The 12,955-nt window shown below is 64.8% G+C and carries 11 protein-coding genes; 3 read left to right on the forward strand and 8 right to left on the reverse strand.

Going from position 1 to position 12,955, the window contains the following annotated elements; genetic code table 11:
- Nucleotides 1–207: 207 nt before the first annotated feature.
- Nucleotides 208–1,773 (reverse strand): glutamine-hydrolyzing GMP synthase, encoded by a 1,566-nt coding sequence (gene guaA, locus C664_RS01505; protein WP_004251788.1) that lies wholly within the window; start codon nt 1,771–1,773, stop codon nt 208–210.
- Between the two features lie 75 nt (nt 1,774–1,848).
- Nucleotides 1,849–3,312, reverse strand: coding sequence for an IMP dehydrogenase (guaB, locus tag C664_RS01510; RefSeq protein ID WP_004251804.1), 1,464 nt, complete (start codon nt 3,310–3,312; stop codon nt 1,849–1,851).
- 79 nt (nt 3,313–3,391) lie between these two features.
- Between guaB and C664_RS01515 the strand changes: the two genes are divergently transcribed.
- Nucleotides 3,392–3,895 carry a DUF4124 domain-containing protein gene (locus C664_RS01515; protein ID WP_004251807.1) on the forward strand — a complete coding sequence of 168 codons (504 nt, stop codon included), beginning with the start codon at nt 3,392–3,394 and terminating at the stop codon, nt 3,893–3,895.
- A gap of 60 nt (nt 3,896–3,955) precedes the next feature.
- On the opposite strand, the gene C664_RS01520 is transcribed toward C664_RS01515, so the two are convergent.
- Nucleotides 3,956–4,285: an RnfH family protein gene (locus C664_RS01520; protein ID WP_004251810.1), complete on the reverse strand. Its 330-nt coding sequence runs from the start codon at nt 4,283–4,285 to the stop codon at nt 3,956–3,958.
- 2 nt (nt 4,286–4,287) lie between these two features.
- The gene (locus tag C664_RS01525) at nt 4,288–4,725 is read right to left on the reverse strand and encodes a type II toxin-antitoxin system RatA family toxin (protein WP_004251826.1); all 438 of its coding nucleotides are present in this window, start codon (nt 4,723–4,725) and stop codon (nt 4,288–4,290) included.
- Nucleotides 4,726–4,796: 71 nt separating this feature from the next.
- On the opposite strand from C664_RS01525, the gene smpB reads away from it, so the two are divergent.
- Nucleotides 4,797–5,306 carry an SsrA-binding protein SmpB gene (smpB, locus tag C664_RS01530; protein WP_269745286.1) on the forward strand — a complete coding sequence of 170 codons (510 nt, stop codon included), beginning with the start codon at nt 4,797–4,799 and terminating at the stop codon, nt 5,304–5,306.
- A 4-nt stretch (nt 5,307–5,310) separates the two neighbouring features.
- Here the strand turns inward: smpB and C664_RS01535 are convergent, their stop codons facing one another.
- From C664_RS01535 to C664_RS01550, 4 genes are all read right to left on the reverse strand, one after another.
- Nucleotides 5,311–6,900 (reverse strand): protein adenylyltransferase SelO, encoded by a 1,590-nt coding sequence (locus C664_RS01535; protein WP_038010510.1) that lies wholly within the window; start codon nt 6,898–6,900, stop codon nt 5,311–5,313.
- A 313-nt stretch (nt 6,901–7,213) separates the two neighbouring features.
- Nucleotides 7,214–8,641, reverse strand: coding sequence for an ABC transporter permease (locus C664_RS01540; protein ID WP_038010637.1), 1,428 nt, complete (start codon nt 8,639–8,641; stop codon nt 7,214–7,216).
- Nucleotides 8,642–8,661: 20 nt separating this feature from the next.
- Nucleotides 8,662–9,639 (reverse strand): ABC transporter permease, encoded by a 978-nt coding sequence (locus C664_RS01545; protein ID WP_004251836.1) that lies wholly within the window; start codon nt 9,637–9,639, stop codon nt 8,662–8,664.
- Nucleotides 9,639–11,819 (reverse strand): ABC transporter substrate-binding protein, encoded by a 2,181-nt coding sequence (locus C664_RS01550; RefSeq protein ID WP_004251840.1) that lies wholly within the window; start codon nt 11,817–11,819, stop codon nt 9,639–9,641. Before C664_RS01550 ends, C664_RS01545 begins: the two co-directional genes overlap by 1 nt.
- Before the next feature lie 291 nt (nt 11,820–12,110).
- Here C664_RS01550 and fabI point away from each other — a divergent pair, with 291 nt between their 5' ends.
- Nucleotides 12,111–12,905, forward strand: a complete 795-nt coding sequence (fabI, locus tag C664_RS01555) for an enoyl-ACP reductase FabI (RefSeq protein ID WP_004251843.1) — start codon at nt 12,111–12,113, stop codon at nt 12,903–12,905.
- Nucleotides 12,906–12,955: the final 50 nt, after the last annotated feature.

Raw genomic sequence — 12,955 nt, forward strand, 5'->3', positions numbered from 1 at the left:
GCGTTACGTGATCGAATCGTCATATGGTGGGCACCTTGGTCCCCCCCCAACGGCGACACTATGCTCACCCTCACCTGCTGCCTCACCCAAGCAAACTTCCCTTATATTTCAAAAACTTGCGATATGGACCTGCTTGTTGATGATTGCGAATGAATCATTTCCGAGAAATCGCAAGCCATTGTTTTATAAAGGCATACTCTTTTCCCGTCACTCCCACTCGATCGTCGCGGGCGGTTTGCCCGAGATGTCATACACCACGCGATTGATGCCGCGGACCTCGTTGATGATGCGGTTGCTGACCTTGCCGAGCAGGCTGTGCGGCAGTTCGGCCCAGTGCGCGGTCATGAAATCCTGGGTCTGGACCGCACGCAGCGCCACCACGTATTCATAAGTGCGGCCATCGCCCATCACGCCCACGCTCTTGACCGGCAGGAAGACGGCGAAGGCCTGGCTGGTCTTGTCGTACCAGTCGGCGGCACGCAGTTCGTCGATGAAGATCGCATCCGCCCGCCGCAACAGGTCGGCGAAATCCTGGCGAACCTCGCCGAGAATGCGCACGCCCAGGCCCGGACCCGGGAAGGGGTGGCGATAGACCATGTCGTGCGGCAGGCCGAGCGCCACGCCGAGCTCGCGAACCTCGTCCTTGAACAGGTCGCGCAGCGGCTCGAGCAGCTTCAGGCCCAGGGTCTCGGGGAGGCCGCCGACGTTGTGGTGACTCTTTATGGTCTGCGCCTTCTTGTTCTTGGCGCCACCGGACTCGATCACGTCGGGGTAGATGGTGCCCTGTGCCAGCCACTTCGCGTTCGGCAGCTTCCTGGCTTCGGCCTGGAACACCTCGACGAACTCGCGGCCGATGATCTTGCGCTTCTGCTCGGGGTCGGTGACCCCTTTCAGATGCCCCATGAACTGCGCGGATGCATCGACATGGACGACCTTGGCGTGCAGTCGGCCGGCGAACATCTCCATGACCATCTTGCCTTCGTTCAGGCGCAGCAGGCCGTGGTCGACGAACACGCAGGTGAGCTGGTCGCCGATCGCGCGGTGGATCAGTGCCGCCGCCACCGAGGAGTCAACACCGCCCGACAGACCGAGGATGACCTCTTCGTCGCCCACCTGTTCGCGGATCTTCTGCACCGCCTCGGCGATGTAGTCGGGCATGTTCCAGTCGTTGCCGCAGCCGCAGATGTCGTGCACGAACCGGGCAATCATCTCCTTGCCCTTGATCGTGTGCGTTACCTCCGGGTGAAACTGCACGCCGTAGAAGCCGCGCGCCTCGTCGGCCATGGCCGCGATCGGGGTGGATTCGTTGCTGCCGATGACCTTGAAGCCCGGCGGCAGCTCGGTGACCTTGTCGCCGTGGCTCATCCACACGTCCAGCAGCCCATGCCCTTCGTCATTGCAGCGATCCTCGATGCCCTCGAACAGCTTCGAGTGACCGCGTGCACGCATTTCCGCATAGCCGAACTCGCGCTTGCTGGCGCTTTCGACCTTGCCGCCGAGCTGGCTGGCCATGGTCTGCATGCCGTAGCAGATGCCCAGCACCGGCACGCCGAGTTCGAACACCGCCTGCGGCGCGCGCCAGTCCTCTGCTTCATAGACCGAGTTCGGTCCACCCGAAAGGATCACGCCCTGGGCACCGAAGCTGCGCACGAACTCGTCCGACACGTCGAAGGGATGCAACTCGCAATACACCTGCTGCTCGCGCACGCGGCGTGCGATGAGCTGGGAAACCTGGGAACCGAAGTCGAGGATGAGGATTTTCTGGTGAGCCATGGGCGCGAACGTCTCTAGCGTCTTGAAAAAGGAAAGGCGGCTTCGCAGCCGCCTGGGATGTTTCTAGCCAGCCGATCAGCTGATCTGGTAGTTCGGCGCTTCCTTGGTGATCTGCACGTCATGGACGTGGGATTCACGCATGCCTGCCGAACTGATCTGCACGAACTCGGCACGCTGGTGCATCGCCGGAATGTCGGGGCAACCGAGATAGCCCATCGATGCGCGCAGCCCACCGATCAGCTGATGGATCACCGCGCCGACCGAACCCTTGTAGGGGACGCGGCCTTCGATACCTTCGGGAACCAGCTTGTCGATGTTGCCGGAGTTCTCGTCCTGGAAATAACGGTCTGCCGCCCCCTTCTCCATCGCGCCCAGCGAACCCATGCCACGGTAGGCCTTGTACGAGCGCCCCTGGAACAGCACGGTTTCGCCCGGCGCCTCTTCGGTGCCGGCGAACAGTCCGCCAAGCATCACCACGTTGGCACCCGCGGCGATCGCCTTGGCGATGTCGCCCGAGAAGCGGATGCCGCCGTCAGCGATCATCGGCACACCCGTGCCTGCCAAGGCGTTGGCAACGTTGTCGATTGCCGTGATCTGCGGCACGCCAACGCCGGCGACGATGCGGGTGGTGCAGATCGAGCCCGGACCGATGCCGACCTTCACACCGTCTGCACCGGCGTCGACCAGGGCGAGCGCCGCCGCCGCGGTGGCGATGTTGCCGCCGACCACCTCGATCTGCGGGAAACGTTTCTTGACCCAGTTGACGCGATCGAGCACGCCCTGCGAATGGCCATGTGCAGTATCGACCACGATCATGTCCACACCTGCATCGGCGAGGCGCTCGACGCGCTCTTCGGTGCCTGCTCCGACCCCGACCGCCGCAGCGACGCGCAGGCGCCCCTGTTCGTCCTTGGCCGCGAACGGGTGCTCGGTGGACTTCATCATGTCCTTGACGGTGATGAGGCCGCTCAGCTCGCCCGCTTCGTTGAGGACCAGCACACGCTCGAGGCGATGCACGCGCAGCAGTTCGCGCGCCTCTTCCAGGCTGGCGCCTTCACGTACCGTAACCAGGCGGTCTTGCGGCGTCATGATCTCGGACACGAGCTGATCGAGATTGGTCTCGAAGCGGGTGTCGCGGTTGGTGACGATACCGACCACCTTGCCACGATCGACCACCGGCACGCCGGAGAAGCGGTTCTGCCGCTGCAGCTCGATGACCTCGCCCACCGTCACGGTCGGCGGAACGGTGATGGGGTCCTTCAGAATGCCGGACTCGTGGCGTTTAACCCGATGCACCTCGGCCGCCTGCTCGGTCGGCGTGAGGTTCTTGTGCACCACACCAATCCCGCCCTCCTGCGCCAGCGCGATGGCGAGGCGGCTTTCAGTGACGGTGTCCATTGCAGCGGACACGAGCGGGATATTCAGACGGATACGCCGGGTGACCTGGCTCTGCAGGCTCACATCGCGCGGGAGGACCGTGGAGTGGGCGGGAACAAGAAGGACGTCATCGAACGTCAGCGCCTTCTGAATCACTCGCATGGCTTTTATCCTTTCGACCAAATCCGTATTATACAGACGCCTTTCGCGCCGTGTAAGCGGTGCCTTTCGGAGACCCTTGATGACCCGCACTGCCGTCCTGCTTCTTGCCATGCTCACGGCACTGCCGGTTGCTGCCCAGATCTACAGCTGGAAGGACAAGGACGGGAAGACGCATTACTCCGACATTCCACCGCCGAGCGGGCCGGTGAAGACCATTCGCGGCACACCCGTGCCTGCGCCGGTCGCGCCTCCGGCCGGAGAGCAGGACGAAGGCAAGGCCGCGGGAGAGCAGCCGGCTGCGGACGACGGCAGACCCAAGACGCTGGCCGAACGCGAGGAAGAGTTCCGCAAGCGTCGCGCTGCCGAAGCCGAGGCCCAGGCCAAGGCGCAGCAGGAGCAGGAACGGGAGGCCGAGCGGCAACGCTTCTGCGAAGACGCGCGCAACCAGCTGGCGGCGCTCAATTCCGGGCAACGCATGGCGCGCATGAACGCCGCGGGCGAGCGCGAGTTCATCAGCGACGAGGCACGTTCAGCCGACATCAGCCGTCTTCAGCGCCAGATCGACGAGAACTGCTCGAACTGATCCTGCAATCGCGCGCGGGGACCCTGTCTCAAGCGAGCCTCCTCGCCCGCGGGGGCCATATCAGGCCGCCGACTCTTCCGCGGCCCCCCCACCCTTCTTCATGACCTTGCCCTCGTCGGCGCGCTTCTTGCGCACGGCCTTCGGGTCGGCAATGAGCGGCCGGTAGATCTCGACCCGATCGCGATCGCGCAGGGTTGCATCGGCCTTGGTGAGCTTGGCGAAGATGCCGAGCTTGTTGCGCCCGTCCAGTTCGATGTCGGGATACTTCTGCAGCAGGCCCGACGCCTCGATGGCCTGACGAACGGTCGCCCCCTCGGGCAAGCTCACCTGCACGAGTTCCTGACGCTGGGGCAGCGCGTAGACGACTTCAACCCGGATTGCTTCAGCCATGTTCAGCCCTTTGCGTAGACCTGTCCTGCACGCTTCACGAAGGAATCGACGAAGGTGTTGGCGATGTGATTGAACACCGGCCCGAGCACCTTCTCCAGCAACTTGCTCGAAAACTCGTAGTGCAGGCTGAACTCGACCTTGCACGCCGTATCACCCAACGCAGTGAACAGCCAGTGGCCGTCCAGGCGTGTAAACGGGCCGTCGACCAGCCGCAGCTTCATTTCGTTGGGCCAGCGCTTTTCGTTCTCGGTGCTGAAGTGCGCCTTGATGCCGTGGTAGTTGATGTGGAGGGTGGCCGCGGTGATGGTATCCGTGCGGGCATGCACCTCGCTGCCGCCACACCATGGCAGGAACTGGGGATAGTCCTCGCAGCGATCGACCAGCTCGAACATCTGCACGGGGGTGAATTCGATCAGAACCAGCTTCTTGACGTCGGCCATGAAAAATCAGGGGCGGTGCGCGACCCGGAACGACGCCGGTGCCGTGCTGTTAAAATGCGCGATTCTACCGCATGCGGGCACACCCGTTTGCCGCGCGGCGACCCCGCCCTGCAGCGCCGAAGGATCATCAAGACATGAGCATCATCGAAAACCGCAAAGCCCTCCACGACTTCTTCATCGAGGAAAAGCACGAAGCCGGCATGGTCCTCGAGGGCTGGGAGGTGAAGGCGATCCGGGCCGGGCGCGCGAACATCAAGGAATCCTACGTCATCATCCGCAACGAGGAGATCTTCCTCTTCGGCATGCACATCACGCCGCTCACCACCGCCTCCAGCCACGTCCACCATGATCCGGTGCGCACGCGCAAGCTCTTGTTGCACAAGAAGGAGATCGCCCGCCTGATCGGCAAGGTGGAGCGCGCGGGCTACACCCTGGTGCCGCTCGACCTGCATTTCGTGAAAGGCCGGATCAAGCTGGAGATCGGCCTCGCGAAGGGCAAGAAACTGCACGACAAGCGCGAGGACGAGAAGAAGAAAGACTGGGAGCGCGAGAAGCAGCGCCTGATGCGCGTGAAAGTCTGAGCGCTCAGGAACTGCAGGACAGCATCGAACAACCCGCCTTGTGGCGGGCCCAGTCCGGCCGTCGCGCGGCGTAGGTTTCGCGTCCGGGCTGTTCGACGTAGGGCCTGCGCAGCACCTCGAGCAGTTCGCTCACGCCGCTCGGGTCGCCCTGCTCCGCCCGGTCGATCGCCTCTTGCGCCAGGTAGTTGCGGGGTACGTAGAGCGGATTGACCGCGTTCATGCGCTCGCGGCGTACAGCGCCGGGCACGCCGTCCTGAGCGATCCGCGCGGCGTAATCCTCCAGCCACGCATCGAGCTCGGCCGCGACATCGCCACGACGGGCTTGATCGTAGAAGGCGGTGTCGAAATGCGAGACCGACGGCTGCGCCAGATCGAGATCGGAAAGCAGCCGGAAGAAGAGCGTCATGTCGACCTCGCCCGCCCGCAGCAGGGTGTGCAGCCTCGCCACCCGCGCGGCATCGCTTGCGTCGTCGTCCTCATCGCCCCCGCGCCACGTCTCGAGACCCAGCTTCTGCTGCGTCATGCGTCGATCCTCGGTCGCGAACACCTCGCCATACATCGCCAGCGCCCGCTCCAGCGGCTCGACCTGCTGGATCACCGGATAGACCGCGTTGGCCAGTTGCCACAGGTTCCATTGCGCGATGCGCGCCTGATGCCCGAAGCGGTAGCGGCGCCCGCCAGCATCGGTCGTGTTGGGCGTCCAGTCGGGGTCGAAGTTGTCGATCCAGCCGTAGGGGCCATAATCGATCGTGAGACCGAGGATGGACATGTTGTCGGTGTTCATCACGCCATGCACGAAGCCGACCCGCATCCAGTGCGCGATCAGCACGGCGGTGCGCCGACACACGTCCTCGAACCACCTCAACCGGCGCTGTACGGGATCGGGCTCGGCCTCAGCCAGCTCCGGGAAGTCGCGATCGATCGTGAAGTCGATCAACTGTTGCAGCAGCGGCTCCTCGCCACGCGAGGCGAAGATCTCGAAGTTACCGAAACGAATGAAGGACGGCGCCACGCGGCACACGATGGCACCCGGTTCGGGCCGCGCGTTGCCGTCGTAGAACATGTCGCGGATCACCGGCTCGCCCGTGGCCACCAGGCTCAGCGCACGCGTGGTCGGCACGCCCAGATGGTGCATGGCCTCGCTGCAGATGAACTCACGGATCGACGAACGCAGCACTGCACGCCCGTCGGCGCGACGCGAATACGGTGTCGGCCCGGCACCCTTCAACTGCAGCTCCCAGCGCTGGCCTTGCGGGTTGATCGTCTCCCCGAGCGTGATCGCACGCCCGTCGCCGAGTTGCCCCGCCCAGTTGCCGAACTGGTGGCCGCCATAGCAGGCGGCGTAAGGCACCATGCCGGGAAGCAGCGCATTGCCGCCAAAGACCTCGGTAAACCGCGGATCACGCAGGTCGGACTCGTCGAGCCCGAGCAAGTCCGCGACCTCACGCGACCATGCCAGCAGCTTCGGCGCACGCACCGGCGTCGGGTCGACTCGCGAATAGCAGGCGCCGTGCACCTGACGCACGTGCCGCCCGTCCTCGGGATCTGCGGGCAGCTCGCGCACGAAACGGTTATCGAATCTAAGGTCTCTCATGGGGTCTGTCTTCTTGAAGTGTTGATCGCGAATCACGCTGACCGGCGTGCAGGGCGTTTCTGGAGCCGGCGAGGACTGTCCTAAGCCGAGCGCAGCGATGGCGAGTTCCGCAGCCGGCGGAAGGAATGCCCTGTGCGCCGGTCAATGGCCTCACTGCCCGCCAACATGAGCGCGTTCATCGTTGGTGCTTGGTTTGACAGGGGCGCTGGGCATCCGCTCCGGCTGCTGCGGCACTCGCCCTTCGGGCCCGGACAGTCCTCGCAGCCTTCTCGGAAACCCCGCCCGCTGTGAGCCCTGTGACTGATCGGCGGCCTCAACCCCTTCTGGGATCGAAGGCGTCGCGCACAACGTCCGCGAACAGGTTGGCGGCGAGCACCAACACGAACATGAACGCAAACGCCGCAGCCAACGACCACCAGACCATCGGTTCCCGCGCAAGTTCGGCGCGCGCCATGTTGATCATGGTGCCGAAGCTGATCGTCGTCGGATCCACGCCGATGCCGACGTAGGACAGCACCGCCTCGGCCAGCACCAGGCCGGAAAAGTCCATGACCAGCGCGATCATCACGATGTGCATCACGTTGGGCAGGATGTGGCGGCGCAGGATTGCAGGCGTGCGCACCCCGAAGGCACGCGCCGCCTGCACGTACTCCAGTTCGCGCAGCTTCAGCGTCTCGCCCCGCAGGAGCCGCGCGAGGCCCGTCCAGCTCGTGATGCCGAGGATGAAGCACAGCGCCAGCAGGCGCGCATCCGAGCGTTCGGCTGCCGTGTCGAACCACTGCGGATGGGTGTCGATGACCACCTGCATCATCAGCACCGCGGCGGCAATCAGCAGCACGCCGGGAATCGCGTTCAGCACGGTGTACACGTACTGGACGGCATCATCCACCCAGCCGCCGAGATAGCCTGCGGCGATGCCCAGCGCCACCGCGAACGGCATCATCACCAGGGTCGTGATCGTGCCGATGACCAGCGCAGTGCGCACGCTCTTGAGCGCAAGGTAGAGGACATCCTGACCCACCTTGTCGGTGCCGAGCACGTGGTACAGCGGTGCAAGCTCGATGCAGATGGCGACGATTGCGAAGATGAGGCCGAGCGTGACGAGCGCCGCCCGCCATGCCAGCACCGTGCGCCCCGCCAGCAGCGCCGCGACAATCTCACCCCAGCCCAGGCCACTGCCGCGCCAGACGAGTGTGGCCAGCACCACGAAGGTCGCAAGCCAGGCAAACAGGGCCTGCCCCAGCCCCGCGAGCACGCGGCGCGACAGATCTGCGCCCTTGTCCGCAACCGGGTCTTCAAGGTGAGACGCGCCGTGCACGAGGCGCGGATAGTCCCTGCCCTGCCCGCCCCCGGGCAGCTCGATCGTCTCGCGCTGGTAGAGCTGCCAGGCGAAGGGCGCGGAATACGTTTTTTCGGTCTGCAGCCGCAAGGGCGCGAGTACCGCATCCAGCACGGACAGGACTTCGGTCGAGTATCTCGGCGGCCCCTGTTCGCCCACAGCCCCGACGGGCGCGTCGACCGCAGGCAGCAAGGGCCGGTAATGCAGGCTGTCGAGCACGCCAACCGTGACGAAGGCAAGCAGGATCGTCGCGGCGGCCATGCCGGCCGGGCGTCGACCGACCTTGCGCCAGGCCTCGCGCAAAGGCTCGTTGGCACGCACATAGAACACCGCCGCCGCGGCCGTCGCCAGCAGCACGAACAGCAGCAGGTCGGTCCATAGCACCACCGGCTGAAAGCCCATCGTCGTTTCCATGGGCGCGCTCATTCCAGCCTCACCCGAGGGTCGACCAGCGTGTAGGAGATGTCGGTCAGGATCAGGCCGATGATGTAGAGCACCGAGCCGATGAAGACCATCGCCCGCACCACCGCGAAATCCTGCGCGTTGATCGCATCGATCGTGTAGCTGCCCAGCCCCGGGATCGCGAAGAAGGACTCCACCAGCAGGCTGCCCATGAACAGCAGCGGAATCACCACCACGACCCCGGTCAGGATCGGGATCAGCGCGTTGCGCAGCACGTGGCGGAACAGCACGGCGAGCTCGGACAGGCCCTTGGCGCGCGCCGTGCGCACGTAATCCTTCGAGATCTCCTCGAGGAAGATGGTGCGATACCAGCGCGCGCTCGAGCCAATGCCGGCGACCACGCTGATCAGCACCGGCAGCACCAGGAAGCGGGTGGCATCCAGCCCCGGCGCATAGCCCGAGATCGGCACCAGCGCCCACATCTTCGACACCAGCCACTGCCCGCCGATGATGTAGAACAGGCTCGATATCGACATCATCGCCACGCACAGCACCACGCCCCAGAAGTCGAGATAGGTAGCGCGGAAGAACACCAGCAGCAAGGCGAAGCTGATCGAGACGAGCAGGCTGAGGACGAAGGTCGGCAGTGCGATCGCAAGGGACGGCCCCATGCGGTCGCGGATCTCCTGGCCGATATCGCGGCCGTCGTCGGCGCGGCCGAACTCGAGCGCGAACATGCGCAGCGACTTGTCGAAGAAGATGGTGTCGGTGAATCGCGCACGGCCTTCGGCCGCCGCGTTGACGAACATCGGCTTGTCGTAACCGCGCTCGACCTTCCAGCGCTCGATGGCCTCCGGGGTCGCACGCTTGACGCCGATGTGCATGCGCGCCATGTCGTCGGGCGAATTGACCACGAAGAACAGCACGAAGGTCAGCAGATTCACGCCGATCAGGATCGGGATCGCATACAGCGCCCGGCGGACGAGATAGGCCAGCATCAGCGCCCGCCTCCGCCATTGTCCGGCGCGGCCGTGGCGACCTCGCGCCGGCGCCAATGCACGACCGCCGGCGCCACCAGCGCGGCCAGCAGCAGCGCGACAAGGGCGAGCGGCCACAGCACCGGGCGGTTCCACTCCGCGCGCGCGGCAGCGCGGCGTTCGATGTCGATGCGCTGGTATTTCATGTTGTTGCGTACCATGGCGCCCGGCTTGCGGTTCAGCACCCAGCCATGCTGCAGCGAGTAGGCCTTGGGGTGGAAGGCGAAGATCCACGGCGCCTCCTGCTGCAGGATCGCAACCATGCGGTCAATGATCTCCTGCCGGGCAGGTCCGTCCGGCATGGCCTTCATCTTCTCGAACAGGGCGTCGTACTCCGGATTCTCGTAGTTGGCAGCGTTCTGGCCATTGAACTTCACCTTGCCCTGCGGGCCGTGCAGCAGGAAAAGCAGGTTCTCCGGATCCGGATAATCCGCATTCCAGCCGAAGAAGAACAACTGCGCGCTGCCCTGTCGGATCTTGTCCTGAAAGCGGTTGAAATCCGTCGGGCGCACGACGAACTGCACGCCAAGCTCGCGGAAGCGCTTCGCCAGCCAATCAGAGCGCGCCTTGTCGCCGAGGCCGCCCGGGGTGGTGTCGAGGTTGATGACCAGGGGCTCGCCCGTCTGCGCATGTCTTCCGTTCGGCCAGCCGGCCTCGGCCAGCAGGCGGCGGGCGTCGTCAAGCCCGCGCCTGACCGGACGACCGTCCGCTTCGCCGCCGCGCCATTCGTAGACAACGGGATTGATGCCCTGGCGCCCTTCACGCGCGCCGAAGATGCCGGGCGGAATCGGGCTCATGCCCGGCACGCCGCGGCCATTCAGGAAGATCGAGACGAACTCCTCCATGTCCAGGCCAATCGAAATGGCCTGGCGCAGCTTGCGGGCACGCTCCTTCTCGGCCCTGGATGGCCCGCCGCCCACCAGCGGATCGAGCATGTTGAAGCCGAGATAGAAGATCGACGGCGACACCGAGGTGAGCAAGCGGATGCCCTTCGACTCCATGTCCTCCGATAGCGAGACCTCGCCCTGGCTGGTCAGCGTCACCGCCTGGTCGAAGTTGTCCGAAGACACCCCCGAGGCGTCGTAATAGCCCTGCAGGAACTTGTTCCAGTAGGGGATTCCCTCGCGCTCGCGCGAGAAGACCACGCGGTCGATGAACGGCATGGTCTTGCCACAATCGTCCAGCAGCCCGGCGCCAGCATCGCCCGGCGCCCCTTCGCACGGATAGGCTTCGCCGCGAAAGTTGGGGTTGCGCGCCAGCACCATGCGCGCATTCGGATTGTTCTCGACCAGCATGTAGGGGCCGGTCCCGATCGGCCACCAGTCCAGCGTCAGGTTGCGCTCGGCCATGCCCGGCTGGCTGAAGAAGCGATCGGCTTCCGGCGGGACCGGACTGAAGAAGGGCATCGACAGCCAGTACAGGAACTGGGGGTAGGCCCCTTTGAGCGTGATGCGGTAAGTGTGGCGGTCGAGCACCTCGACACCCGGCAGCTCGAAGGCTTCGAGGTCGATGAACGCCTTGGCGTCCTTGCCGGTGCGTCCCTGGGCCTCGAGCAGCCGCCCTTGCAGCACCTTCAGGCCCGGGATGTACTCGGCCATCAGCTCGAAGATCGGCGAATGCAGGCTCGGATGTGCAAGCCGCTTCATCTGGTGCACGTAGTCCGCCGCCACCAGTTCCCGCGTATCCGCATGCGCGAAATCCCCGATGGCCCGCACCCCATCCAGCGCGTCAGGCAGCATCGGAACGTAGCGCGGCTCGCCGTCTTCCTTGCGGGCGAAGGCCGGATGTGGCTGATAGAGGATGCCCGGCCTGATGCGCACCTCGACGACAGTCCTGTCCACGCGGGACGCATCTGCCGTCTCCGGTAGCTCGCGCCCGTTGCGATCATAGCGGCGCAGGCTCGGCATCGCCGCCGCCGTTGCCGGCTCGAGGACGTAGGGTCGTTTCAGGTAGTTGTATTGCAGGGGTGGCTCGACGATCTGGTACAGGAAGCTCGCTTCATCCTCGCTGTAGGACTGTACCGGGTCCAGATGCTTCGGCCGCTCGGTGAAGGCGGTGTAGAAGATGCCTTGCCCGCGCTCGGCTGCCGGATAGGGGTCGTTGAGGTCGGCGGCGCATCCTGCCAGCCATAGCGCCGTCACGATCGCCCCGGCGCAGGAGACTTGCCACGGTAACCGAAGAAGAGACGCGCGACAGGAAAACGGGAAACGGAGCACAGGCAAGTGGACAGATCAAGGACAGCCCCGATTCTGGCAGGTTTTCCCCTGCCTCGCAGCGTCTGTCGATACCCGCACGTCCATCGGAATCGCCCGTAAACACGCCCTGCACAGGCGCAGGCATCGACTTCCGGCGCTACACGGATCGTTTCGAACACCACTGCCTTCATCGGGGTTATGGCTATAATTGCCAGCTTGTCATTCGGAGTTGGATCCATGGGCTTTCTCGCCGGCAAACGTATTCTGATCACCGGTCTTCTGAGCAATCGTTCCATTGCATACGGCATCGCCAAGGCCATGCACCGCGAAGGCGCCGAACTGGCCTTCACGTACCAGAACGAACGCTTCCAGGAACGGGTTGCCAAAATGGCCGCCGATTTCGGCAGCTCGCTGCTTTTCCCGCTCGACGTGCAGGATGACGCACAGATCACCGACCTGTTCCGGCTGCTCGGCGAGCACTGGGACGGCCTGGACGGCCTCGTCCACTCCATCGCCTTCGCCCCGGGCGAGGCCCTGGAAGGCGACTTCCTCGACGGCCTCACGCGCGAGGCATTCCGCATCTCGCAGGAAGTCAGCACCTACAGCTTCCCGGCACTGGCGAAGGCCGCACGCCCGATGATGAAGGGCCGCAACGGCGCACTGCTGACCTTGTCCTACCTGGGCGCGGTGCGCACCATGCCCAACTACAACATCATGGGCCTCGCCAAGGCGAGTCTCGAAGCCTCGGTCCGCTACCTGGCCGTGACCCTCGGCCCTGAAGGCACGCGCGCCAATGCCATCTCCGCCGGTCCGATCAAGACGCTGGCCGCCTCGGGCATCGGCAGCTTCGGCAAGCTGCTGGCCTTCAACGAGCACAATTCTCCGCTGCGCCGCAACGTGACGATCGAGGAAGTCGGCAACGCTGCGGCCTTCCTGTGCTCGGATCTCGCCAGCGGCATCAACGGCGAAGTCATGTATGTGGACGGTGGTTTCAACACCACTGCGCTGGGCAACGCAGCACCCATGCCCTGAAAGACCTCTGGCCGCGCAAGCGGCCAGAGCAAAGCAAAAGGCCCGATCGA

This window comes from Thauera sp. 63 (assembly GCF_000310165.2).
Taxonomy (GTDB): Bacteria; Pseudomonadota; Gammaproteobacteria; order Burkholderiales; family Rhodocyclaceae; genus Thauera; species Thauera humireducens.

What these genes read in the sequence shown, in the direction of transcription:
- C664_RS01540 (WP_038010637.1), bottom strand. Translation starts at nt 8,641, where the DNA reads ATGGGCTTTCAGCCGGTGGTGCTATGGACCGACCTGCTGCTGTTCGTG.
- smpB (WP_269745286.1), top strand. Translation starts at nt 4,797, where the DNA reads ATGCGGGCACACCCGTTTGCCGCGCGGCGACCCCGCCCTGCAGCGCCG.
- C664_RS01535 (WP_038010510.1), bottom strand. Translation starts at nt 6,900, where the DNA reads ATGAGAGACCTTAGATTCGATAACCGTTTCGTGCGCGAGCTGCCCGCA.
- C664_RS01545 (WP_004251836.1), bottom strand. Translation starts at nt 9,639, where the DNA reads ATGCTGGCCTATCTCGTCCGCCGGGCGCTGTATGCGATCCCGATCCTG.
- guaA (WP_004251788.1), bottom strand. Translation starts at nt 1,773, where the DNA reads ATGGCTCACCAGAAAATCCTCATCCTCGACTTCGGTTCCCAGGTTTCC.
- C664_RS01520 (WP_004251810.1), bottom strand. Translation starts at nt 4,285, where the DNA reads ATGGCTGAAGCAATCCGGGTTGAAGTCGTCTACGCGCTGCCCCAGCGT.
- fabI (WP_004251843.1), top strand. Translation starts at nt 12,111, where the DNA reads ATGGGCTTTCTCGCCGGCAAACGTATTCTGATCACCGGTCTTCTGAGC.
- guaB (WP_004251804.1), bottom strand. Translation starts at nt 3,312, where the DNA reads ATGCGAGTGATTCAGAAGGCGCTGACGTTCGATGACGTCCTTCTTGTT.
- C664_RS01515 (WP_004251807.1), top strand. Translation starts at nt 3,392, where the DNA reads ATGACCCGCACTGCCGTCCTGCTTCTTGCCATGCTCACGGCACTGCCG.
- C664_RS01525 (WP_004251826.1), bottom strand. Translation starts at nt 4,725, where the DNA reads ATGGCCGACGTCAAGAAGCTGGTTCTGATCGAATTCACCCCCGTGCAG.